Below are 22356 nucleotides of genomic sequence, written 5' to 3'. Positions count from 1 at the left end.
GGCGTGTCACTGGCGCGTGGCTGTGACCCTGGTGTCGCGTCACCGGCGCGTTGCAGGTCGCGGCAAACTCGGAAAGGCGCGGAAATGCGTCAACGCCTGCCGCACGACACTGTGAACTTCGATTCAGTGACCCTCATATGCCCATTTTGGGGGACGCGCCGCCCGCCATCCCCGACCGAAAGGAAGCCGATGATCCGTCCCTTGCTCGCCAGCCTGCCGCTGGCCCTGCTGCTGTCCCAGCCCGTCACGGCAAAGACCTGCACGCCGACCTGGGTGCCGGGCTGGGCCTCCTCGCAATTCCGCCCGACCGGCGACGCGGCACTGCCGGCCGGCACGCTCAAGGACCAGTCGCTGCGCCAGATCGTCCGTCCCTCGATCGCCGGGGAACGGCTGCGGGTGCGCATCTCCAACCTCGCCGGTACGGCGCCGCTCCATATTGCCGGCGTCAGCATCGCCCGTGCCACTACCAGCTCATCGCCGGCGATCGATCCCGGCACGCTCATTTCGCTGCGCTTCGATGGCAGCCCGGACCTGACCGTGCCCGCGGGTGCCGATTATCTCTCCGACCCGGTATCGCTCCCGGTTGCCGCGCTCGACAATATCGCCATCACCATCCGCTATCAGGGCGAACCGGAACAGACTTCGCATCCCGGCTCGCGCGCCACTTCCTGGCATCTGCCCGGCGATCATCTGACCGACACGGCGATGGCGGGCGCCGCCTCGTTCGATCATTGGTTCAATCTCGCCGCGCTGGAGGTCGAACGCTGCGCGCCCGCACGGCTGGTCGTGGCGCTGGGCGACTCCATCACCGATGGCAAGGGTTCGACCACCAACGGCAATGATCGCTGGACCGACCGGCTCGCCCAGCGGTTGCAGGCCGATCCCAAGCGCCGCGACATCGCCGTCGTCAATCAGGGGATCGGCGGCAACCGCCTGCTGAACGACGGGCTTGGCCCCAATGCGCTGGCCCGGCTCGACCGCGATGTGCTGGCCCAGCCCGGCGTCACCCATCTGGTCCTGCTGGAAGGCGTCAATGATCTTGGCACCCTGACTCGCGACGCGCCGGTCAGTGTCGCGGATCACAAGGCCCATGTCGCCCGCATCATCGGCGCCTATCGCCAGATCATCGCCCGCGCCCATGCGCGCGGGATCAAGGTGATCGGCGCCACCATCATGCCCTTCGTCGGCAATGCCTATTATCATGCCGATGCCCAGAATGAGGCGGACCGGCAGGCGGTCAATGCCTGGATCCGCGCGCCGGGCCATTTTGACGGGCTGGTCGATTTCGACCGTGCCGCCCGCGATCCTGCGCGGCCGGACCGGCTGCTGCCCGCTTATGATGGCGGCGATGCGCTCCATCCCAATCCGGCCGGCTATCGCGCCATGGGTGACGCCGTGCCGCTGACCCTGTTTGATTAACACGCCTTAACCGCGTGATCGCCATCACGCGGCTTTTACGTAAAATCCGCTACGTCTCCCGCGAAAGGGATGACGGGTGATCGAAAAAGCGCCGAGGAAATATCGTCTGCAGGACTATGCCAATGCAGAGGCGGACGTCGCGTTTCGCAGTGATCAGGATGTGCTCGACATCTGGCGTTCGACCACCGATTATCAGCGCCTGACCCCGCATCAGAAGGCGGCGCGGGCCGAGCTTCAGCGGCGCGGCATCCGGGTGGAAGGGCCTTCGGTCCCGCGTTAACGGCGCGGCCGCTTGCTGCCGGATTCCAGCACCGTCTCCATCGCCACGAAGGTCGATGTGCTGGCGACGTGGGGCAGGGCGGAAATCTTCTCGCCCAGCACCATGCGATAGCGGCGAATATCGGACGTGCGGACCTTGAGCAGATAGTCGAAATTGCTCGCCAGCATATGGCATTCCTCGACCTCCGGGATGCGCCGCACCGCCGCATTGAACTCGCGCAACGCGCTCTCTCGCGTGTCGCTCAGCTTCACCTCGGTAAAGGCGACATGGTCCATCCCCAGCTTGGCCGGATCGACGATCGCGCGAAAGCCGCGAATGACGCCACTCTCCTGCAACCGCTTCAACCGCACCTGGCAGGGTGTCTTGGACAGGCCGACGCTGGCGGCCAGATCGGTCACGGTTATGCGGCCATCCTCGACCAGCGCGGCGATGATACGCCGGTCGAACTCATCCATTTCGACCATAGCAGGCTTGTTGCTCATGCAATTTTCCTATCATGCTGCCATTAATAAGTCACTTTGGCATTTATCGGGGCATTCATAAGACGGAATGAAATGCGCCAATCGGATATTCTGGTCGCATGACCGACCAGCATCCCTTTGCCGCCTTCGCCCCCGCCATCCGCGATCAGTCGCCGCTGCGCCAGGCGATCACCGCCGCCTATCGCCGGAACGAGGCCGAGTGCCTTGCCCCGCTGCTCGACGCGGCGACCCTGCCCGACGCCACCCGCGCCGCCGTGGCGGACACGGCGCGCCATCTGGTCACCACCCTGCGCGCCAATCACAAGGGCACCGGGGTCGAAGGGCTGGTCCAGGAATATTCGCTCTCCAGTCAGGAGGGCGTGGCGCTGATGTGCCTCGCCGAAGCACTGCTGCGCATCCCCGACAATGACACGCGCGATGCCCTGATCCGCGACAAGATCGCCGACGGCGACTGGAGCTCGCATCTGGGCGGCGGCAAGTCGCTGTTCGTCAACGCCGCGACCTGGGGTCTGGTCGTCACCGGCAAGCTGGTCGGCAGCGTCGATGATCGCGGCCTCGCAGCAGCGCTCGCCCGTCTGGTCGCCCGCGCCGGCGAACCGGTGATCCGTCGCGGCGTCGATCTCGCCATGCGGATGATGGGCGAACAGTTCGTCACTGGCGAGACGATCAAGGAAGCGGTCAAGCGCGCCAAGGAACTGGAGGCCAAGGGCTTCGCCTACAGCTATGACATGCTGGGCGAGGCGGCGACCACCGCTGCCGACGCGGCGCGCTATTATGCCGATTATGAAAAGGCGATCCACGCCATCGGCAAGGCGTCGGCCGGTCGCGGCATCTATGCCGGCCCCGGCATCTCGATCAAGCTGTCGGCGCTCCATCCGCGCTACGTTCGCGCGCAAGCCGACCGGGTGATGGGCGAATTGCTGCCGGCGGTTAAGCAACTCGCGCTGCTGTCGAAGCGCTACGACATCGGCCTCAACATCGACGCGGAGGAAGCCGACCGGCTCGAACTCTCGCTCGACCTGCTCGAAAGCCTGGCGCTTGATCCCGACCTTGCCGGCTGGGATGGCCTGGGCTTCGTCGTCCAGGGCTATGGCAAGCGCTGCCCCTTCGTCATCGACTGGATCATCGACCTCGCCCGTCGCGCCAATCGCCGGATGATGGTGCGTCTGGTCAAGGGCGCCTATTGGGATGCGGAGATCAAGCGCGCGCAGGTCGATGGCCTCGCCGATTTTCCGGTCTATACCCGCAAGGTCCATACCGACGTCGCCTATGTCGCCTGCGCCAGGAAGCTGCTGGCCGCGCCCGACGCGGTCTTCCCGCAATTCGCGACGCATAATGCCCAGACTCTCGCCACCATCTACCAGATGGCCGGGCCGGACTTCGCGATCGGCAAATATGAGTTCCAGTGCCTGCACGGCATGGGCGAGCCGCTCTATGAACAGGTCGTCGGCAAGGACAAGCTCGACCGCCCGTGCCGCATCTATGCGCCGGTCGGCACGCATGAGACCTTGCTCGCCTATCTGGTCCGCCGCCTGCTGGAAAATGGCGCGAACAGCAGCTTCGTCAACCGCATCGCCGATCCCGATGTCTCGATCGAGGAGATGATCGCCGACCCGGTCGAGATCGTCCGCGCCATGCCGCATCCCGGCGCCCGGCACGACCAGATCGCCGCGCCCGCCGGCCTCTATCCCGATCGCCGCAATTCCGATGGCATCGACCTCAGCGATGAAGGCGCGCTAGCTAAGCTGACACAGGCGCTGCAGCACAGCGCGACCATCGCCTGGGCCGCCGCGCCAGAGGGCGGGGAAGGGGAAGCGCGCCCGGTCTGCAACCCCGCCGACCATCGCGACATCGTCGGCACCGTGTGGGAAGCGAGCGCGGATCACGCTCGCGCCGCCGCGATCCGCGCCGCCAACGCCTGCTGGCCCAACACGCCCGTCGCCGATCGCGCCGTCCTGCTGGATCGGGCGGCCGACGCGATGCAGGACCGGATGCCGGTGCTGCTCGGCCTCATCATGCGCGAAGCCGGCAAGTCGCTGCCCAACGCCATTGCCGAAGTGCGCGAGGCGATCGACTTCCTGCGCTATTATGCGGCGCAGGCGCGCGGCACCTTCGGCCCGGACCAAACGCCGCTGGGGCCGATTGTCTGCATCAGCCCCTGGAACTTCCCGCTTGCCATCTTCACCGGACAGGTCGCGGCCGCACTGGTCGCGGGCAATCCGGTGCTGGCCAAGCCCGCCGAGGAAACACCGCTGATCGCGGCCGAAGCCGTCCGCCTGCTGCATGACGCCGGCGTGCCCGGCGACGCGCTGCAACTGCTGCCCGGCGACGGCCGCATCGGCGCCGCGCTGGTCGCCGCGCCGGAAACGGCGGGCGTCATGTTCACCGGCTCGACTGAGGTTGCTCGCCTCATCCAGCGCCAGCTTGCCACCCGCCTGTCGCCCGCCGGCAAGCCGATCCCGCTGATCGCCGAAACCGGCGGCCAGAATGCGATGATCGTCGACAGTTCGGCGCTGGCGGAACAGGTGGTGGCCGACGTCATCGCCTCCGCCTTCGACAGCGCCGGCCAGCGCTGCTCGGCGCTGCGCATATTGTGCCTGCAGGAGGATGTCGCCGATCGCACCCTCTCCATGCTGAAGGGCGCGCTCAGGGAATTGCGCATCGGCCGCACCGATCGGCTCGCGGTCGACACCGGCCCGGTCATCACGGCCGAGGCGAAGGCGGGCATCGAACAGCATATCGCCGCGATGCGCGCGCTCGGCCGCAAGGTCGAGCAGCAGGACCTGCCCGAGGAGGCGGCGCACGGCACCTTCGTCGCGCCGACCATCATCGAACTCGACAGCATCGCCGACCTCACCCGCGAGATATTCGGCCCGGTGCTGCACGTCATCCGTTTCCGCCGCGAGCGGATGGATGCGCTGGTCGATGCGATCAACGCCACCGGCTATGGCCTGACCTTCGGCCTGCACACTCGTCTCGACGAGACGGTGGCGCGCGTCACCGCGCGGGTGAAGGCCGGCAATATCTATATGAACCGCAACGTCATCGGCGCGATCGTCGGGGTTCAGCCGTTCGGCGGGCGCGGCCTGTCGGGCACCGGACCCAAGGCGGGCGGGCCGCTCTATCTCGGCCGCCTGACCCGCACGGCGCCGGTCTTTGCCGAGCGGGTCGGCTATCTCGCTTCGCCGATCCATGATTTCGTCAGCTGGCTGGAAGCACAGGACGATCATGAGGCGGCAGCGGTTGCGCGCCATTATGGTGATGCGTCGGCGCTCGGCGTCGAACTGGCGCTGCCCGGCCCGGTCGGCGAGACCAACCTCTATGCGCTGCATCCGCGCGGCCTGCTGCTGCTGCGTCCGGGCACGCGGCGCGGCCTGCTCGCCCAGATGGCCGCCGTGCTGGCGACTGGCAACCGCGCCGTGATCGAGGGCGCTCGGTTGCCGCAGGGCCTGCCCGCCAGCGTCGCCGCCCATTTCCTCGCCCAGCCGGATGCGCCCTTTGCCGCGATGCTGGTGGAGGGGGACGCCGACCAGATCCTCGCCGCTACCCAGGCGGTGGCCGAACTGGACGGGCCGATCGTCACCGTCCACGCAGCCGCGCCCGGCGACGAGCGCGCCTGGCATCTCGACTGGCTGCTGGAGGAGGTGTCGACCTCCATCAACACGACCGCCGCGGGCGGCAATGCCAGCCTGATGATGATCGGCTGATAATGAAAAGGGCGGCCCGCACAGGCCGCCCTTTTTCTCGTCGCGGATTGCCGTGCGTCAGGCGACGCTCAGGCGCACGTCGATATTGCCGCGGGTGGCGTGCGAATAGGGGCAGATCGTGTCCGCTTCGGCGACCAGCGCCTCGACCGCCGCCTTGTCGACGCCCGGCAGGCTGATTTCCAGCGCGACGTCCAGGCCAAAGCCCTTGTCGCTGCGCGGGCCGATGCCGACCGTGGCGGTGACGCTGGCGTCGGCGGGCACGCGGGGCAGATCCTTGTCCTGGCTGGCGGCGAACTTCATCGCGCCCAGAAAGCAGGCGGCATAGCCCGACGCGAACAGCTGTTCGGGATTATTGCCCTGGCCATTGCCGCCCAGTTCCTTGGGCGTGCCCAGCGTCACCGCGAAGCTGCCATCGGTGGTTGCGGCCTTGCCGTCGCGGCCGCCGGTTGCGGTGGCGCTGGTGGAATAGAGGATCTTGCTGCTCATCGATCGGTCCTTTCATTTAATCATCTGCGATTAAATCGCGTGCGATCTATATGTGCCTGCCGATCTGAGTCGTCAACCCTTGCGATCATATCGCGTGCGATTTATATTTCGGGCCAAGGAGTATCGCCATGACCACCCCCGCCATGACCACCCAAGATACCGCGCGCGGCGCGCTCGACGATTTTCTCTGCTTCGGCGTCTATTCGACCGGGCTTGCCTTCAACCGGCTCTACAAGCCGCTGCTGGATCGGTACGGTCTTACCTATCCCCAATATCTGGTGATGGTGGCGCTGGCCCGGCGCGACGACCAGACGGTCGGCGAACTGGGCGGTCAGCTCTTCCTCGAATCCAACACGCTGACCCCGCTGATCAAGCGGCTGGAGGCGGCGGGCCTCGTCACCCGTCAGCGCGACACCGCCGACGAGCGTGTGGTGCGGGTGCGCCTGACGCAGCATGGCCAGTCGGTGGCGCAGGACGTCTCAACCTGCGTCCCGGCCGAACTGATGGAGGCCGTCGGCATCTCGATCGAGGAAATCGCTGCGATCAACCAGTCGCTGGTCACGCTGCGGGAGAAGCTGCAGCGCGCGGCCTGACCGACCCGTCATTCACATGACTCCAGATGCGCGAGATCACGACCGATCCTTCGCCCACGGCCGAGGCGACGCGCTTCACCGATCCGGCGCGTACGTCGCCGACCGCGAAGATGCCGGCGCGTGAGGTTTCATAGGGGGAGGGGGCCTCGACCGCATCGCCGGTCAGCACGAACCCCTTGTCGTCGAGCGCCACCAGTCCCGACAGCCAGCCGGTATTGGGCGCCGCGCCGACCATGATGAACAGGGCGCAGCAGGCGATCTCGCGCGCGCTGCCGTCGGCGTGACGGATGGTTACCGCGTCGAGCTGCACATCGCCATGCAAACTGTCAATTTCGGTGTCATAATGGATGCTGATCGCCGGGTCGGCCTCCAGCCGGCTCGACAGGTAACTGGACATCGACAGGGCGAGCGAAGGCCCGCGCACCAGCAGATGGACATGGCGCGCACTGCGGCTGAGGAACATCGCCGCCTGGCCGGCGCTGTTGCCGCCGCCGACCACGACGGCTTCGGCCTGGCGGCAATAGCGGGCCTCATTCTCGGTCGCGGCATAATAGATGCCGGCGCCCTCCAGATCGGCGAGCCGGTTAATCGGCAGGCGCCGATATTCCACGCCGGTCGCGACCAGCACCGCGCGCGCACAGATGCGCTGGCCATTGTCGAAGACGCCGCAATAATGGCCGTCGCCGGCTTCCTCCAGCGCCGTCACCCGGCGCGGCATCAGGAAGCGGGTGCCGAACTTCATCGCCTGCACCTCGCCGCGCCAGACCAGGTCGGCGCCGGATATGCCGGTGGGAAAGCCCATATAATTTTCGATCCGGCTCGACGTCCCCGCCTGGCCTCCGATCGCGATATCCTCCACCACCAGCGCGTTCAGCCCTTCGGCCCCGGCATAGACGGCGGCCGCCACGCCGGCTGGTCCGCCGCCCACGATCAGCAGGTCGACCGTCTCATTCTCGGTAAAGCCGCGGTCGAGGCCGAACAGCCGGGCGACCTTCTCGGGGGTGGGATCGGCAACGACATTGTCGCGACCGAAGATTACGGCGGGCTGGTCCGCCCGCGCCCCGCAACTGGCGGCAACCCGCCGGGCGTCGTCGCTGCCCAGCGCATGGGATGTGTAGGGCAGGCGGTTGCGGCTGGCGAACTCGGCGATGCAGCGCACCGCCCGATCCTCATCCTCGCCGATCAGCACCAGGGTGCTGTCGCCCATGTCGAGCTGCCGCCGGCGTCGCGCCGCCAGCACGGTGATGATGATGTCCGACATTTCCGGGATCGCCGCCATCAGCCGTAGCATCGCCGGGCGCGGCACTTCCAGCACGCGGGTATCGCGCGCTGCCCGCATCGGGATAGACCAGCTGCCGCCGCCCAGGAAGGAAATCTCGCCCATGAACTGGGTCGGGCCGATGGTGGAGGGGACATGCCGTTCCTCGCCGAACGGATTGACCACCTCGATCTCGCCATCCTCGACATAGATGAAGCGGTCGACCGGGTCGCCGGGCCGGACGATATAGGTGCCGGCGGGATAGATGGCCTCGCTGCCCTCGGCCCGCAGCGCCGCGACATGCTCGGCCGTCAGCGGCACACGCTGCATTTCCCGCAGATCGCGCCCGATCGTCTCCATCGCCGGCCTCCCGCCACTCCGTGTCGCGCGATGATGGCGACGGTGCAGCCTGTGCGCAATGGTTGTGGGCGCTCGGGATGCGATCAGGCGCATCAATAGGTTGATCTCGATCAGCCCTGGCGCTCCGGCGCAAGGTGGCGCTTGCTTTCGCGCGGAAATGCCCCTTAGTCGGCACCTCCGTCACGGCAACGACAACAGGATGATAATGGGCAAGGCGAAATTTGGCTCCGTCAGCGGGCGCACGGATGCATGGGCGGCGCTGGGCCTGTTCCTCGGGATTGCCTTCTTCCTGGTAAGCGGCGCTGTCGCCTATCTCAATATTCAGGGCCTGGGCGAGAGCGACCGGGCGATCCGCCATACCCATAATGTGCTGATCGCGCTCGATGAACTGCTTTCGACCGCGCAGGATGCCGAGACTGGCCAGCGCGGCTATCTGCTGACCAGCGATCGCGGCTATCTGGAGCCCTATGAGAATGCGGTGGCGACCATGCCCGGCCGGCTCGATGCGCTGGCCAGGCTGACCCGCGACAACCCGACCCAGCAGAATAATCTCGCCCGCCTGCGGCGTCATGTCGATGCCAAGTTTGCCGAACTCAGGGAAACGATCGAGGCGCGGCGCAACCAGAGCATCATCCAGGCGCTGACGATCGTCACCACCGGCCGCGGCAAGCAGGAAATGGACGCCGTCCGGGCCCAGCTCGACACGATGGCGCGTGAGGAATTGCGACTGCGGGAAATCCGCCTTGCCGACATGGCATCGGCCTCGCAGACCGCGATCATGTCGGGCCTCGTCACCGGCCTTCTGGGCGTGGTGCTGACCATCGCCGTCTATCTGCTGGTACGCCGCAACAGCAAGGCGCGCGCGCGCCAGGCCTGGTTGCAGGCGGGGCATCTGGGGCTGGCCGACGCCATGCGCGGCGACCAGAGCGTCGAGCAACTGGGGGAGGCGATCCTCGCCTTCCTCGCGCGCTATCTCGGCTTCCAGGGCGGTGCCCTGTTCAAGGGGGAGGAAGGCCAGTTCAACCGCGTCGCAACGCTCGGCGTGCCGGCCGATGCCGACATGCCGCAGCGCTTCGTCGCCAAGGAAGGCCTGCTGGGGCAGGTCGCGGCCGAAGGGCGGGCGCAACTGCTGCATGATGTGCCCGATCATTATCTGACGATCGGCTCGGCCTTTGGCCGCGATCGTCCCCGCCATCTGCTGATCGTGCCGACCGTGACCGACGGCGTCGTCAATGCGGTGCTCGAACTGGGCGCCTTCGATCCGGTCGATGACCGCGTGCTCGAACTGCTGGAGGAAGCGAGTGCCGGCATGGGCATCGCACTGCGCTCGGCCCGTTTCCGCGCCCGGTTGCAGGACGCGCTGGAGGAAACCCAGCGTCAGGCCGAGGAATTGCAGGCCCAGGGCGAGGAACTGCGCGCCAATAATGACGAGCTGGAAACCCAGAGCCGCCAGCTTCAGGACTCCGCCTCCCGCCTGGAGGCGCAGCAGAGCGAGCTGGAACAGACCAATGTCCAGCTGGAGGAGCAGGCCCGCCACATGCAGGCGCAGCGCGACGATCTCGCCCGTGCCCAGCTGTCGCTCCAGCAACAGGCCGCCGAGCTGGATCAGGCCAGCCGCTACAAATCCGAATTCCTCGCCAATATGAGCCATGAGCTGCGCACGCCGCTCAACTCGCTGCTCATCATGGCACGCCTGCTGGCGGAAAATCGTGCCGGCAATCTCAGCGCCGATCAGGTGCGTCATGCCGAGACGATCGAGACGTCGGGCAATGACCTGCTGACCCTGATCAACGACATTCTCGACATTTCCAAGATCGAGGCGGGCAAGCTGGAATTGCAGCCGCGTTCGGTGCGGATCGCGCCGATGCTAGACAAGCTGCAGGCGATCTTCGCGCCTTCGGCCCAGGCCAAGGGCCTGTCCTTCCGCCTCGCCGCCGGCGCCGATCCGGTCGAGATCGAAACCGATCCGCAGCGCGTCGAGCAGGTGCTGAAGAATTTCCTGTCCAATGCGATCAAGTTCACCGATCGGGGCGAGGTCGCGCTGACCGTCGGCCGGCATGCGGATGGCCGGGTCGCCTTCACCGTGCAGGACAGTGGCGTCGGTATTGCGGAAGCGCAGCAGAAGCTGATCTTCGAACCCTTCCGCCAGGCCGATGGCACGATCAGCCGCAAATATGGCGGCACCGGCCTTGGCCTATCCATCTCGCGCGAACTGGCGCGGCTGCTGGGCGGCGAACTGCGCGTCGAAAGCCAGCCGGGTGAGGGCAGTGCCTTCTCGCTGCTGCTGCCCGATCGCTTCGATCCCGCGCTCAGTCATCTGCCTTCGATCAGCCTGGCCGAAGCGCCGCGGCCCCAGCCGGTGGCGCCCGCGCGCCAGCGTGTCGCCAGCCTGGTCGATACCCAGGATGATCGCGAAACCCTGTCCGGGGATTCGCGCCTGATCCTGATCGTGGAGGATGATCCGGTCTTCGCCCGAATCCTGTGCGACATCGCGCATGAACAGGGCTTCCAGTGCCTGATCGCCGGCACCGCCGACGAAGGCGCGCTGATGGCTCGGCAATATCTGCCCCATGCCGTCATCCTCGACATGAACCTGCCCGACCATACCGGCCTGTCGGTGCTCGACCGGATCAAGCGCGACATGCGCACCCGCCACATCCCGGTCCATGTCGTGTCGGTCGATGATGACAGCCAGGCGGCGCTGGCCAGCGGCGCGATCGGCTATCTGTTCAAGCCGGTGAAGCGCGATGCGCTGATCGACATGCTCGAAGGGCTGGAGGCGCGCATGGCTCAGCGCATGCGCCGGGTTCTGGTGGTCGAGGATGACGCCCAGCAGGCGCAGAGCATCAAGCTGCTGCTCGCCTCGCGTGAGGTCGAGACGCTGGAGGCCCATTCGGCCGCCCAATGTTTCGAGATGCTGGGCCGCGAGACCTTCGACTGCATGGTGCTCGATCTCAACCTGCCCGATGCGTCCGGTTTCGATCTGCTCGAACGGTTGAGCGCAGACGACAGCGTCGGCTTCCCGCCAGTCATCGTCTACACCGGCCGCGACCTTGGCGCGGAGGAGGAACTGCGCCTGCGCCGCTATTCCAAGTCGATCATCGTCAAGGGCGCCAAATCGCCCGAACGGCTGCTCGATGAAGTGACGCTGTTCCTGCATCAGGTGGTGTCGGAACTGCCCGAACCCCAGCAGCAGTTGATCGCCCGTTCGCTCAGCCGCGACGAGGCGCTGGAAGGCAAAAATATTCTGGTTGTCGAGGATGATATACGGAACGTTTATGCTCTCACGAGCATTTTCGAACCCCATGGGGTTCATGTCCGTATCGCACGCAATGGCCGCGAGGCGCTTGTCGCGCTCGAAGAGGCTGCGCGCGCCGATGCGCCCAAGGTCGATCTCGTGCTGATGGACGTGATGATGCCCGAAATGGACGGGCTGACCGCGATGCGCGAAATCCGCAAGCAGGGCTGGGGCGTGGGCCTGCCGATCATCGCGCTCACGGCCAAGGCGATGGCGCAGGACCAGCAGGAATGTCTGGCGGCCGGTGCCAACGACTATCTCGCCAAGCCGCTCGACGTCGACAAGTTGCTCAGCCTGGTGCGTGTATGGATGCCGCGCTGATGGAAGAACATTTCGGGCCGCGGGACGAGCTGGAGCTCGACCTGCTGCTCGAAGCGATCTTCCGCCATTATCATTACGACTTTCGCGGCTATTCGCGCGGATCGCTGCATCGCCGGCTGGCCCGTGCCCAGCATCAGCATGGCTGCGACAGCCTGTCCCAGCTTCAGCATCTGCTGCTGCGCGATCCCGCCGTATTCGCCGACCTGATGGGCTTCCTCACCATTCAGGTGAGCGAGATGTTCCGTGATCCCGCCTATTTCCGGGCATTGCGCGAGCAGGTCGTGCCGCATCTCAAGACCTATCCCTCGCTCAAGGTATGGATCGCCGGCTGCGCCAATGGCGAGGAATTCTACTCGCTCGCGATCCTGTTCCGCGAGGAAGGGCTGGAGGATCGCACGATCTTCTACTGCACCGACATCAGCCCGGCCGCGCTCGAAAAGGCGGAGGCGGGCATCTACGCGATCGATCGTCTGCCGCAATTCAGCGAAAATCATCGGCTCGCGGGCGGGAAGGCCTCGCTGTCCGACTATTATACTGCCGCCTATGGCGCTGCCGTCTTCGACAAGACGCTGCGTCGCCATGCGGTCTTTGCACAACATAATCTGGCGAGCGACCAGGTCTTCGGGGAGGTACAGCTGGTGTCCAGCCGTAATGTGCTCATCTATTTCGATCGCGAATTGCAGGACCGCGCGCTCGGCCTGTTCGGGGAATCGCTGGTCCGCGGCGGCTTCCTGGGGCTGGGCTCGAAGGAAACGTTGCGCTTCTCGCGCTATTCCGATGGCTTTGCCGATTTCGACGAGGGCGAGAAAATCTATCGCCGCAACCTGCAGGATCTGAAGGCGCTCGACCATGCAGCCTGAGCCCACCAAGATCCTGGCGGTCGACGATGTCGAGGAAAATCTGACCGCGCTCGAAGCGCTGCTGGCGGACGAAGGCGTGACCCTCATCAAGGCGCGATCGGGCATGCAGGCGCTCGAACTGCTGCTGGTGGAGGATGTCGCGCTGGCGCTGCTCGACGTGCAGATGCCGGGCATGGACGGGTTTGAGCTGGCCGAACTGATGCGCGGCACGGAACGGACCCGGCGTGTGCCGATCATCTTCCTGACCGCCGTGGCGACCGACGAGCGGCGCCAGTTTCGCGGCTATGAAAGCGGCGCGATCGACTATCTGTTCAAGCCGGTCGACCCCCATATCCTGCGGCACAAGGTCGCCTTGTTCGTCGAGCTGTTCCAGCAGCGGCAGGAACTGGCGCGGGAACGTGACAGCCATGCCGCGGCGCTGGCCCGCATCCAGGCCCATGGCGACAACAGCCCGTTGGCGATCGTGGAAATCGACGCGCAGCGCCATGTCGTCGCCTGGTCCAAGGGGGCGGAACGACTGTTCGGCTGGCGTGCGGCAGAAGTGGCGGGTTTTGGTGCGTCCGAACTCAAATGGCTGGACGACAGCCAGCGCGGCGACTTTGCCGGCCTGATCGACGAGATGATCGCCGGCACCGTGCCGCGCACCAACCGCCTGTTGCGCTTCCACACGGCCGAGGGACTGACCCTCGATTGCGAATGCTATTGCTCGGCGCTGCGCGATGCCGCCGGCCGGCTCTTCTCGATCAGCCTGCAGATCCTCGACGTGACCGAACGCAAGCGGGCGGAGGCGACGCAGAAGCTGCTGATCGGTGAGCTTAATCACCGGGTGAAGAACACGCTGGCGTCGGTCCAGGCGATCGCCACTCAGACCTTGCGCCATTCGTCGGGCCCGTCCGATTTCGCCCCGACCTTCATCGGTCGCATCCATGCGCTGGCCAGCGCCCATTCGCTGCTGAGCGGCGAAACCTGGCAGGCCGCGCGGCTGGGCGATCTGATCGAGGGGCAGGTGACGATCGGCGCGATCGACGGTGAGCGTTTCCATTGGAACGGGCCGGAGGTCGATCTGCGCCCCGAACCGGCGCTGCACCTGGCGCTGGTGCTGCACGAACTGGTGACCAACGCCCATAAATATGGCGCGCTGTCGGCGCCGACCGGCCGTGTCGAACTGGAATGGCGCCTGACCAATGACCAGCTGGTTCTGGATTGGCGCGAGCGCGGCGGCCCCCCGGTTTCGCCGCCCAGCCGTCGCGGCTTCGGCACCGCGCTGATCGAGCGCAGCCTGCGTTCCGACGGCGGCAGTGCCCAGCCCCATTACGGCCCAGAGGGCATGGGATGGACGCTGACGCTGCCCTATGCCTCCAGCCCGCGCCTGCGCAAGAAGGCACGTCCGGCGCCCCGCGAGCAGGGCGCTGGCGGTAGTGGCAGTGACGGCAAGGCGCATCTGGGCGGCCGCCGGCTGCTGCTGATCGAGGATGAGCCGCTGGTCGCCTTCGAACTGGCCGCGACGCTGGAGGATGCGGGCGGCCATATCGTCGGGCAGGCTGCGACCGTGGCCGATGCGCTGGCCCTGATCGATCAGGCGGAGTGCGATTTGGTGCTGCTTGACGGCAATCTCCAGGGTGAGGGCGTGGAGCAGGTTGCGCGTGTTCTGGCGGACCGGGCCATGCCCTTCCTGTTCGTCAGCGGCTATGGGCGCGATCATCTGCCCGAAGCGTTCGATGCGGTGCCGGTGATCGAAAAGCCCTTCAAGGTCGCCGACCTGATCGACGCGATTGCCAAATTGGCGGTGCCGGCAACCCAGGGGTGATAGGCTCTTGAAGTCAGGACAGGGGGCATGCCGAACCAGGTTCGGCATGCCCTCGGTCGGTCTGCGGTTCGACGGGCATGGCAAGGAAGCAGAACGCAAAAACCCCGGACTTCCGATGGAAGTCCGGGGTTTTTCTGCTTACCGTCCCGAACCGAAGTCCGGGCGAATAAGTTGGTCGGGGAAAGAGGATTCGAACCTCCGGCCCCTGCCTCCCGAAGACAGTGCTCTACCAGGCTGAGCTATTCCCCGACCGGTGCCGAAGCCGCTTTTGGGGCGGCCCCGTAAGGCAGGAGTGCGCCTATAGAGAGGGGTTTGAGGGCTGGCAAGCCACCTGATGCGCTTTTTTGAAAATTCTACAAAAGACCCGCATCGCGGAAGCTGAAACAGCCGGTTGGCGTGTCGATCCGATGGTCGGCCAGGTGGATGTCGAGCGCTCGCAGCCGGCGGTGCAGGCTACGGGTCAGGGCGATATCGACCGGCTGCGGCGCCGCAGTGTGCCGCCGCTGGTGCAGGATGACCCGTCGCGCATCGCTGGCCAGCAGATGCGCGACCAGGCAGGGCCAGTTGCCATCGGGGTGCAGCCGGTCGCGCGGCTGGCCGTCCTCGTCGAGAATCACCAATGTCAGCATTGCACCCCCTGGGCACGCAGCCTGTCAGCAATGGGCAGGGATCGGAGGTGAGGAATGATCCGTAGTGGCGGAACGGGGCAGGCCTGGCGGGCAGTCGCATCCGTTATGGCGCGACCTTTGGTCGGGACAGCGGGGCAGGGGGGATGCTACATGGACGGAACGCCCAGATTCATTCCCATCCCAGGATCATTGACCTTGCACGCCATGTCGCCGCAGCCGCCCCATTATGAAGAGCAATATCTCGACCTGATGCGCCATATCTGGCGCCATGGCGACGAGCGGATCGACCGCACCGGCGTTGGCACCCGATCGATCCTGGGCGCGACCCTGCGATTCTCGCTGGCCGACGATGCGGTGCCGCTGCTCACCACCAAGCGGGTCTATTGGAAGGTCGCCGCGCGCGAGATGCTGTGGTTCCTGACCGGCGACACCAATATCCGCGAACTAGTGAAGCAGAATGTCCATATCTGGACCGACTGGCCGCTCGACAGCTACCGCAAGGCGACCGGCGAGGATATCGACCGCGACGCGTTCGAGGCGCGAATCATCGAGGATGAAGCCTTTGCCCGGCAATGGGGTGATCTCGGTCCGGTCTATGGCGCCCAATGGGTGAACTGGCCGCGCTACGAGCCGGCCGGCGACGGCCTGTTCCGCCGGGCGGCGCAGGGCCACAACCAGATCGCCGCGCTGGTCGATGCGATTCGCACCAATCCCGGTTCGCGCCGCCTGCTCTTCACCGGCTGGAATGTCGCGGAAGTCGCGCAAATGGCCTTGCCGCCCTGCCACATGACCTATCAGTTTCAGGTGTCGGACGGCCGCCTCAACGGCCTGCTCTTCCAGCGCAGCTGTGACCTGGGATTGGGCTTTGCCTTCAACATCTTCGGCCTGTCGATGATCACCCGGATGCTGGCCCAGCAATGCGATCTGGAGCCGGGCGAGGTGGTCTGGCAGGGCGGCGACGTCCATCTCTACCTCAACCATGCCGATCTGGTGGAGGAGCAGATCAGCCGCACGCCAGCCGGCGCGCCGAAGCTGCGGATCAATCGCCGGCCTTCGAGCATTTTCGACTATAAGATCGAGGATTTCGAGGTGCAGGATTATGCGCCGCAGGCCCATATTTCCGCGCCCGTCGCTGTTTAAGGTGACAGCGAAGGCGACAGGCGAAAAGGAATTGGGTCAGTAAGGCTTGCCTTGCGCGGCGTTGAAATATAATAATTGCCACAAGCAATATTATTGCAACGCACAATAGGAGGCAGGATGACCGATTCGATCGAATCCGGCGCTGTGACGGACGGGCAGGGGCGCAACCTGCCGCCGCTGCAGCTGCATGTGCCCGAGCCGCCCGCGCGGCCCGGTGAAAGCGCGGACTTCACCCATTTCGACATTCCCGCGGCCGACGCGGCGCCGCGCCCGGACGAGGCGACCCACCCGTCGCAGATGCGCGACTTCGCTTATGGGCTGGTCCGCGTGCTGGATGAGGATGGCCATGCGGTCGGCGCCTGGGATCCCAAGCTGCCGGCGGACACGCTGCTGCGGATGCTGCGCTACATGGCGCTGACCCGCGCCTTCGACGGCCGCATGTTCCGCGCCCAGCGCCAGGGCAAGACCAGCTTCTACATGAAGTCGACCGGCGAGGAGGCGGTGTCGATCGGCGCCGCGCTTGCCCTGTCGCGCGACGACATGTGCTTTCCCTCCTATCGCCAGCAGGGCATATTGATCGCGCGCGACTGGTCCATCGTCGACATGATGAACCAGATCTACTCGAACAAGGGCGACCGGATGAAGGGGCGCCAGCTGCCGATCATGTATTCGGCGCGCGAGGCCGGCTTCTTCTCCATCTCCGGCAACCTCACCACCCAATATCCCCAGGCCGTGGGCTGGGCGATGGCGAGCGCGGCCAAGGGCGACACCCGCATCGCCGCGACCTGGTGCGGCGAGGGGTCGACGGCGGAGGGGGACTTCCATTCGGCCTGCACCTTCGCCAGCGTCTATCGCGCCCCGGTCATCATGAATGTGGTGAACAACCAGTGGGCGATCAGCAGCTTCTCCGGCTTTGCCGGGGCGGAGGCGACCACCTTCGCCGCGCGCGCGATCGGCTATGGCATTGCCGGGCTGCGCGTCGACGGCAATGACGTGCTGGCCGTCTATGCCGCCACCCGCTGGGCCGCGGATCGCGCCCGCGCCAATGGCGGTCCGACCCTGATCGAGCATTTCACCTATCGCGTCGAAGGACACAGCACGTCCGACGATCCGACCGCCTATCGCTCGGCCGAGGAAAGCAGCAAATGGCCGCTCGGCGATCCGATCGCGCGGCTGAAACAGCATTGCATCACGCTGGGCATCTGGGACGAGGAACGCCACGCCGCGATGGACCAGGAACTGGCCGAGATGGTCCGCGACGCCGCGCGCGAGGCGGAAAAGAACGGCATATTGGGCCATGGCCTCCACCATCCGATGGAAAGCATGTTCCAGGACGTGTTCGAGGACATGCCCTGGCACCTGAAGGAACAGCAGCAGCAGATGCTCGACGAATGGAAGGCGGCAGGGCTGTGAACGACATGCGCATGGAAACGGTCGCCGCCGGCGGCCCGGACGGACCCGTCCAGATGAACATGATCCAGGCGATCAACAGCGCGCTGGACGTGATGATGGGCCGCGACCCCGACGTCGTGGTGATGGGCGAGGATGTCGGCTATTTCGGCGGCGTGTTCCGCGCCACCGCCGGCCTGCAACAGAAATATGGCAAGAACCGGGTGTTCGACACGCCGATCACCGAATGCGGCATCATCGGCGTCGCGGTCGGCATGGGCGCCTATGGCCTGCGGCCGGTGCCGGAAATCCAGTTCGCCGACTATATCTACCCCGCGCTCGACCAGTTGGTGAGCGAAGCAGCGCGGCTGCGCTATCGCTCGGCCGGCGAGTTCATCTCGCCGATGACGGTGCGCTCGCCCTTTGGCGGCGGCATCTTCGGCGGCCAGACTCACAGCCAGAGCCCGGAAGGCATCTTCACCCATGTGTCCGGGGTTAAGACGGTGATCCCGTCCACCCCCTATGATGCCAAGGGGCTGCTGATCGCGGCGATCGAGGATAATGACCCGGTCATCTTCTTCGAGCCCAAGCGCATCTATAACGGCCCGTTCGACGGCCATTATGACACGCCGGCCAAGAGCTGGGCGGGCCATGCCGATGCGCAGGTGCCGCAGGGCTATTATCGCATCGACCTCGGCAAGGCGCGGATCGCCCGACCCGGCGAGGCGCTGACCATCCTCTGTTATGGCACGATGGTCCATGTCGTCGAAAATACCGTGGCGAAGCTGGGCATCGATGCCGAGATTGTCGACCTGCGCACGCTGGTGCCGCTCGACATCGACACGATCGAGGCGTCGGTCAAAAAGACCGGCCGCTGCCTGATCGTGCATGAAGCGACGCGGACCAGCGGCTTTGGCGCCGAACTGTCGGCGCTGGTGCAGGAACGCTGCTTCTACCATCTCGAAGCGCCGATCGAGCGCGTCACCGGCTTCGACACGCCCTATCCGCACAGTCTGGAATGGGCCTATTTCCCCGGCCCCGTGCGCATCCGCGAAGCCATCAACAAGATCATGCGGGACTGACCATCCCGCACCCCTTCCGTTCGTTTCGAGCGAAGTCGAGAAACGGAAGCGCCGCCCTATGATAAACGTGTCTCGACTTCGCTCGACACGAACGGAGAGTAAGATGGCCCTATTCACCTTCAAGCTGCCGGACATCGGCGAAGGCATTGCGCAGGCCGAAATCGTCGGTTGGCACGTCCAGGTCGGCGACCGGGTCGAGGAAGACCAGCCGATCGCCGACATGATGACCGACAAGGCAACGGTCGAAATGGAAAGCCCGGTCGCGGGCACCGTCGTCCGCCTGGCGGGAGAGCCGGGCGATCAGGTGTCGATCGGATCGATGCTGGTCGAGATCGAGACGGAAGGCGAGGGGGCGGCTGCCGCCCCTGCGCCGTCGGTCGAAACGGTCGAGGCCTCCATCGATGCTCCCCTCCCTTCCAGGGAGGGGCCGGGGGTGGGTGGCGAGCAAAGCGAGCTGCCTGCCGTTGAGCCAGAAGCACCGGCTTCGCCGGTACCCACCCCTAACCCCTCCCTGGAAGGGAGGGGGACGGATGTTGCCGCCCCCATCCTCGCGTCCCCTGCCGTCCGCGCGCGCGCCAGGGAACTGGGCATCGACCTCGCGCTGGTGAAGCCCAATGGCGACCATATCCGCCATGCCGATCTCGACGCCTATCTCCTCTACGGTTCGGGGCAGGGCTATCGCCCGGCCGGCCGTGTGGCGCCGCGCGCCGACGAGCAGGTGAAGGTGATCGGCATGCGCCGCCGCATTGCCGAGAATATGGCCGCGTCCAAGCGCCACATCCCGCACTTCACCTATGTCGAGGAAATCGACGTCACCGCGCTGGAGGAGGCGCGGGCACAGCTCAACGCCCATCGCGGCGATCGGCCCAAGCTCACCATGCTGCCGCTGCTGATCGTGGCGATCTGCAGGACGCTGCCCGACTTCCCCATGCTCAACGCCCGTTATGATGACGAAGCGGGCGTGGTGACGCGTCATGGCGCCGTCCACCTCGGCATGGCGACGCAGACCGATGCGGGCCTTATGGTGCCGGTGATCCGCGACGCGCAGGACAAGAATGTCTGGCAACTCGCGACCGAGATCCGTCGCCTCGCCGACGCCGCGCGCAGCGGCAAGGCGACATCGGCCGAACTGTCGGGTTCCACCCTGACCCTGACCTCGCTTGGGCCGCTCGGCGGCATCGCCACCACCCCGGTCATCAACCGGCCCGAAGTGGCGATCATCGGCCCCAACCGCGTGATCGAGCGCCCCATGTTCCGGGGCAAGGAGATCGTCGCGGCGAAGCTGATGAACCTGTCGATTAGCTGCGACCATCGCGTCGTCGACGGATGGGACGCCGCCAGCTTCGTCCAGGCGGTGCGCAAGCTGCTGGAAACGCCTGTCCTGTTGTTCGAGGGCTGATGAATGCACGGGATCGGGGCGGCCATTGTCGCCCCGGTCCAGCCTGCGTCAGCGCACCTGCGCCCGATAGGTCAGCCGTCCCGATTGTCCCGGTGCCACGCTGTCGGGCAGGCGCCAGCGTATATGGGTAATATCCTCGGGCGTAGCGCGGCGGACACCGCCCAGCGGCGTCGGCAGCCATAATTGCTCCAGTCGGCCCCAATGGGCGCCGCCATCGACCGATGCCTGCATGGCGGGATCGGTCAGGTCTAGCAGGGTGCCGCGCGGCACCTGGCGAACCACGGTCAGCCCATGGGCCGTCCGGCTGCCTTCATGGCGCCAGTCGACCACGACGATCAGCTGGTCGCCCGACATGGCGCGTTCGGCATTGGCGATGGTGCGGCGCGGGCGGCCATTAATGTCGGTCTGTACCCGTTCGACGAAGGTCCGGCTGTCGAGCCGCATATCCTGCGCCCCGGCCTGCCAGGATGCGGTCATGCCTGCGATCAGGCCCAGTCCCGCGATCACCCCTCTTGCCATGCGATATCCCCCTTATCGAATGTCCGTACCTCCTACGGCCAGTCTCCCCAATATTTGGTTAAGCCCCTGTTTGCCGTCTTCCTGATGCGATTCGCCGATGGCATTTGACCGGCCGCAGCGCCGGGTGCAGAGCGGCAGGGCTGCTGCACAGGGGACGGATCGGGCGTGACCACCAACGAGGAACTGGAAGTCAATCGGCGGCGCGACCGTTTGCTGGCGTCGATCGCCTTGTCCTCGGGCGTCGGCCTGTTGCTTGCCTTGCCCTTCGCCCTGCGTGCGGGCGCCGAATTCTTCCTGCCGCTGACCGCCGCGCTGGTGATCGCGATCGCGCTGGTGCCGCTGCTCGAATGGCTGGAGCGGCGCGGGCTGCCCTCGGGCCTGTCGGCGCTGCTGGCGGTCGTCGCCTTCCTCAGCGTCGCCAACACCGCGCTGGTGCTGATCGTGGTGCCGGCGACCGACTGGTTCCGCATCCTGCCCCAGCGCCTACCCAAGATTCAGGCGACGCTGGCGCCGCTCATCGATTTTTATTCGCAGGCTCAGCGATTCGTCGACGAAACCGTCCAGATGCTGGTCGCGGGGCCGGCATCGGTCGCGCACCGGGCGGCGGTGGAAACGCCCGGATCGCTGCTGCAGTTCGCGGCCGCCTCCGCCCCGTCCGCGATCATCCAGATGGTGTTCGCGCTGCTCATCATCTATTTCTTCCTTGCCGGCTGGACCCGGCTGCGCCGCCGCACGATCAACAGCCGGGGCAGTTTCGACGGTGCCATGGCGGTCGCGCGGGTGATCCAGAATGTGGTCGACGCGACCTCCGCCTATGTGATGACGATCGCCACCATCAACCTGTGCCTGGGGCTCGCCGTGGCGCTGGCGCTCTGGCTTATCGGCATGCCCTCGCCCTGGATGTGGGGCGGTATCGTCGCATTGCTCAACTTCATTCCCTATTTCGGCCCGATGCTGGCCGCCGTGCTGCTGGCGCTGGGCGGCCTCATGGTGTTCGACGATGTCTGGACGGCGCTGCTGCCCGCCTTTCTCCAGATCGGCTTCCATCTGGTGGAGGCCAATGTCATCACGCCCACCATCCTTGGCCGTCGCCTGACGATGAACCCGCTGCTGATTCTCGTTTCGCTGACCTTCTGGGGCTGGGTCTGGGGCACGCCCGGTGCGCTGCTCGGCGTACCGTTGCTCATCATCGTGCAGACCGTTGTGGCCGCCGCCGGCACGCCCGACATTGCCGGTTTCCTGTTCGAACAGGGGACGTTGACGGTCAGCCGTCGCAAAGAAAATGCAACAAGTGAAGAAACTGATGGCGAGGACGGTTGACAGCTTG

The 22356-nt window shown here is 65.9% G+C and carries 17 protein-coding genes and 1 tRNA gene; 12 read left to right on the top strand and 6 right to left on the bottom strand.

Annotated elements, in window-relative coordinates:
• Nucleotides 1-189: 189 nt before the first annotated feature.
• Both JQK15_RS10790 and JQK15_RS10785 read left to right on the top strand, forming a co-directional pair.
• On the top strand, nucleotides 190-1419 hold the full coding sequence (locus JQK15_RS10790; protein WP_214865443.1) for an SGNH/GDSL hydrolase family protein: 1230 nt from the start codon (nucleotides 190-192) through the stop codon (nucleotides 1417-1419).
• A 76-nt stretch (nucleotides 1420-1495) separates the two neighbouring features.
• Complete coding sequence (locus JQK15_RS10785; RefSeq protein WP_069337557.1) at nucleotides 1496-1699, top strand: hypothetical protein; 204 nt, start codon at nucleotides 1496-1498, stop codon at nucleotides 1697-1699.
• Here JQK15_RS10785 and JQK15_RS10780 read toward each other — a convergent pair.
• Nucleotides 1696-2181 (bottom strand): Lrp/AsnC family transcriptional regulator, encoded by a 486-nt coding sequence (locus JQK15_RS10780; RefSeq protein WP_214865440.1) that lies wholly within the window; start codon nucleotides 2179-2181, stop codon nucleotides 1696-1698. The genes JQK15_RS10785 and JQK15_RS10780 overlap by 4 nt on opposite strands.
• A 98-nt stretch (nucleotides 2182-2279) precedes the next feature.
• Between JQK15_RS10780 and putA the strand changes: the two genes are divergently transcribed.
• Entirely contained in the window at nucleotides 2280-5888 is a 3609-nt protein-coding gene (putA, locus tag JQK15_RS10775) for a trifunctional transcriptional regulator/proline dehydrogenase/L-glutamate gamma-semialdehyde dehydrogenase (RefSeq protein WP_214865438.1), read from the top strand.
• 57 nt (nucleotides 5889-5945) lie between these two features.
• Here the strand turns inward: putA and JQK15_RS10770 are convergent, their stop codons facing one another.
• Nucleotides 5946-6374 carry an organic hydroperoxide resistance protein gene (locus JQK15_RS10770; protein WP_214865436.1) on the bottom strand — a complete coding sequence of 143 codons (429 nt, stop codon included), beginning with the start codon at nucleotides 6372-6374 and terminating at the stop codon, nucleotides 5946-5948.
• Nucleotides 6375-6502: 128 nt separating this feature from the next.
• Here JQK15_RS10770 and JQK15_RS10765 point away from each other — a divergent pair, with 128 nt between their 5' ends.
• Entirely contained in the window at nucleotides 6503-6967 is a 465-nt protein-coding gene (locus tag JQK15_RS10765) for a MarR family winged helix-turn-helix transcriptional regulator (RefSeq protein ID WP_214865435.1), read from the top strand.
• Here JQK15_RS10765 and JQK15_RS10760 read toward each other — a convergent pair.
• The gene (locus JQK15_RS10760) at nucleotides 6933-8585 is read right to left on the bottom strand and encodes an FAD-dependent oxidoreductase (RefSeq protein ID WP_214865433.1); all 1653 of its coding nucleotides are present in this window, start codon (nucleotides 8583-8585) and stop codon (nucleotides 6933-6935) included. The two genes, JQK15_RS10765 and JQK15_RS10760, sit on opposite strands and share 35 nt — an antisense overlap.
• A gap of 205 nt (nucleotides 8586-8790) precedes the next feature.
• On the opposite strand from JQK15_RS10760, the gene JQK15_RS10755 reads away from it, so the two are divergent.
• The 3 genes from JQK15_RS10755 to JQK15_RS10745 are packed head-to-tail and all read left to right on the top strand — an operon-like array spanning nucleotide 8791 to nucleotide 14871.
• On the top strand, nucleotides 8791-12204 hold the full coding sequence (locus JQK15_RS10755) for a response regulator (protein WP_214865431.1): 3414 nt from the start codon (nucleotides 8791-8793) through the stop codon (nucleotides 12202-12204).
• Nucleotides 12189-13064, top strand: a complete 876-nt coding sequence (locus JQK15_RS10750; RefSeq protein ID WP_214865429.1) for a CheR family methyltransferase — start codon at nucleotides 12189-12191, stop codon at nucleotides 13062-13064. Before JQK15_RS10755 ends, JQK15_RS10750 begins: the two co-directional genes overlap by 16 nt.
• Nucleotides 13054-14871: a response regulator gene (locus JQK15_RS10745; protein ID WP_214865427.1), complete on the top strand. Its 1818-nt coding sequence runs from the start codon at nucleotides 13054-13056 to the stop codon at nucleotides 14869-14871. Before JQK15_RS10750 ends, JQK15_RS10745 begins: the two co-directional genes overlap by 11 nt.
• Before the next feature lie 172 nt (nucleotides 14872-15043).
• Here the strand turns inward: JQK15_RS10745 and JQK15_RS10740 are convergent.
• Both JQK15_RS10740 and JQK15_RS10735 read right to left on the bottom strand, forming a co-directional pair.
• Nucleotides 15044-15120 (bottom strand) — tRNA-Pro (locus JQK15_RS10740).
• A gap of 104 nt (nucleotides 15121-15224) precedes the next feature.
• Nucleotides 15225-15500 carry a JAB domain-containing protein gene (locus JQK15_RS10735; RefSeq protein ID WP_010337243.1) on the bottom strand — a complete coding sequence of 92 codons (276 nt, stop codon included), beginning with the start codon at nucleotides 15498-15500 and terminating at the stop codon, nucleotides 15225-15227.
• A 204-nt stretch (nucleotides 15501-15704) separates the two neighbouring features.
• On the opposite strand from JQK15_RS10735, the gene thyA reads away from it, so the two are divergent.
• The 4 genes from thyA (at nucleotide 15705) to JQK15_RS10715 (ending at nucleotide 20510) form a co-directional block, all read left to right on the top strand.
• Nucleotides 15705-16640 (top strand): thymidylate synthase, encoded by a 936-nt coding sequence (gene thyA, locus JQK15_RS10730; RefSeq protein WP_169861450.1) that lies wholly within the window; start codon nucleotides 15705-15707, stop codon nucleotides 16638-16640.
• 117 nt (nucleotides 16641-16757) lie between these two features.
• Entirely contained in the window at nucleotides 16758-18053 is a 1296-nt protein-coding gene (locus tag JQK15_RS10725) for a 3-methyl-2-oxobutanoate dehydrogenase (2-methylpropanoyl-transferring) subunit alpha (protein ID WP_069335794.1), read from the top strand.
• Nucleotides 18054-18106: 53 nt separating this feature from the next.
• Nucleotides 18107-19111, top strand: coding sequence for an alpha-ketoacid dehydrogenase subunit beta (locus tag JQK15_RS10720; RefSeq protein ID WP_214865610.1), 1005 nt, complete (start codon nucleotides 18107-18109; stop codon nucleotides 19109-19111).
• Nucleotides 19112-19214: 103 nt separating this feature from the next.
• The gene (locus JQK15_RS10715; protein WP_214865425.1) at nucleotides 19215-20510 is read left to right on the top strand and encodes a dihydrolipoamide acetyltransferase family protein; all 1296 of its coding nucleotides are present in this window, start codon (nucleotides 19215-19217) and stop codon (nucleotides 20508-20510) included.
• A 48-nt stretch (nucleotides 20511-20558) separates the two neighbouring features.
• Here JQK15_RS10715 and JQK15_RS10710 read toward each other — a convergent pair whose 3' ends face one another.
• Nucleotides 20559-21029: a hypothetical protein gene (locus JQK15_RS10710; RefSeq protein WP_029547665.1), complete on the bottom strand. Its 471-nt coding sequence runs from the start codon at nucleotides 21027-21029 to the stop codon at nucleotides 20559-20561.
• 165 nt (nucleotides 21030-21194) lie between these two features.
• Here JQK15_RS10710 and JQK15_RS10705 point away from each other — a divergent pair, with 165 nt between their 5' ends.
• The gene (locus tag JQK15_RS10705; RefSeq protein WP_004211703.1) at nucleotides 21195-22349 is read left to right on the top strand and encodes an AI-2E family transporter; all 1155 of its coding nucleotides are present in this window, start codon (nucleotides 21195-21197) and stop codon (nucleotides 22347-22349) included.
• The last annotated feature ends 7 nt before the right edge of the window (nucleotides 22350-22356 follow it).

It is taken from the genome of Sphingobium sp. BHU LFT2 (assembly GCF_018604485.1).
In the GTDB taxonomy this organism is placed as follows: domain Bacteria; phylum Pseudomonadota; class Alphaproteobacteria; order Sphingomonadales; family Sphingomonadaceae; genus Sphingobium; species Sphingobium yanoikuyae_A.
Note: the sequence above shows the minus strand (reverse complement) of the source record. Positions and strands in the feature narration are given on the sequence as shown.

Excerpts from the sequence above, each read along its gene's own strand:
- JQK15_RS10710 (WP_029547665.1), bottom strand. The coding sequence starts at position 21,029 with ATGGCAAGAGGGGTGATCGCGGGACTGGGCCTGATCGCAGGCATGACC.
- JQK15_RS10780 (WP_214865440.1), bottom strand. The coding sequence starts at position 2,181 with ATGAGCAACAAGCCTGCTATGGTCGAAATGGATGAGTTCGACCGGCGT.
- JQK15_RS10715 (WP_214865425.1), top strand. The coding sequence starts at position 19,215 with ATGGCCCTATTCACCTTCAAGCTGCCGGACATCGGCGAAGGCATTGCG.
- JQK15_RS10735 (WP_010337243.1), bottom strand. The coding sequence starts at position 15,500 with ATGCTGACATTGGTGATTCTCGACGAGGACGGCCAGCCGCGCGACCGG.
- JQK15_RS10790 (WP_214865443.1), top strand. The coding sequence starts at position 190 with ATGATCCGTCCCTTGCTCGCCAGCCTGCCGCTGGCCCTGCTGCTGTCC.
- JQK15_RS10765 (WP_214865435.1), top strand. The coding sequence starts at position 6,503 with ATGACCACCCCCGCCATGACCACCCAAGATACCGCGCGCGGCGCGCTC.
- putA (WP_214865438.1), top strand. The coding sequence starts at position 2,280 with ATGACCGACCAGCATCCCTTTGCCGCCTTCGCCCCCGCCATCCGCGAT.
- JQK15_RS10755 (WP_214865431.1), top strand. The coding sequence starts at position 8,791 with ATGGGCAAGGCGAAATTTGGCTCCGTCAGCGGGCGCACGGATGCATGG.
- JQK15_RS10760 (WP_214865433.1), bottom strand. The coding sequence starts at position 8,585 with ATGGAGACGATCGGGCGCGATCTGCGGGAAATGCAGCGTGTGCCGCTG.
- JQK15_RS10720 (WP_214865610.1), top strand. The coding sequence starts at position 18,107 with ATGAACATGATCCAGGCGATCAACAGCGCGCTGGACGTGATGATGGGC.
- JQK15_RS10750 (WP_214865429.1), top strand. The coding sequence starts at position 12,189 with ATGGATGCCGCGCTGATGGAAGAACATTTCGGGCCGCGGGACGAGCTG.
- thyA (WP_169861450.1), top strand. The coding sequence starts at position 15,705 with ATGTCGCCGCAGCCGCCCCATTATGAAGAGCAATATCTCGACCTGATG.
- JQK15_RS10725 (WP_069335794.1), top strand. The coding sequence starts at position 16,758 with ATGACCGATTCGATCGAATCCGGCGCTGTGACGGACGGGCAGGGGCGC.
- JQK15_RS10770 (WP_214865436.1), bottom strand. The coding sequence starts at position 6,374 with ATGAGCAGCAAGATCCTCTATTCCACCAGCGCCACCGCAACCGGCGGC.
- JQK15_RS10745 (WP_214865427.1), top strand. The coding sequence starts at position 13,054 with ATGCAGCCTGAGCCCACCAAGATCCTGGCGGTCGACGATGTCGAGGAA.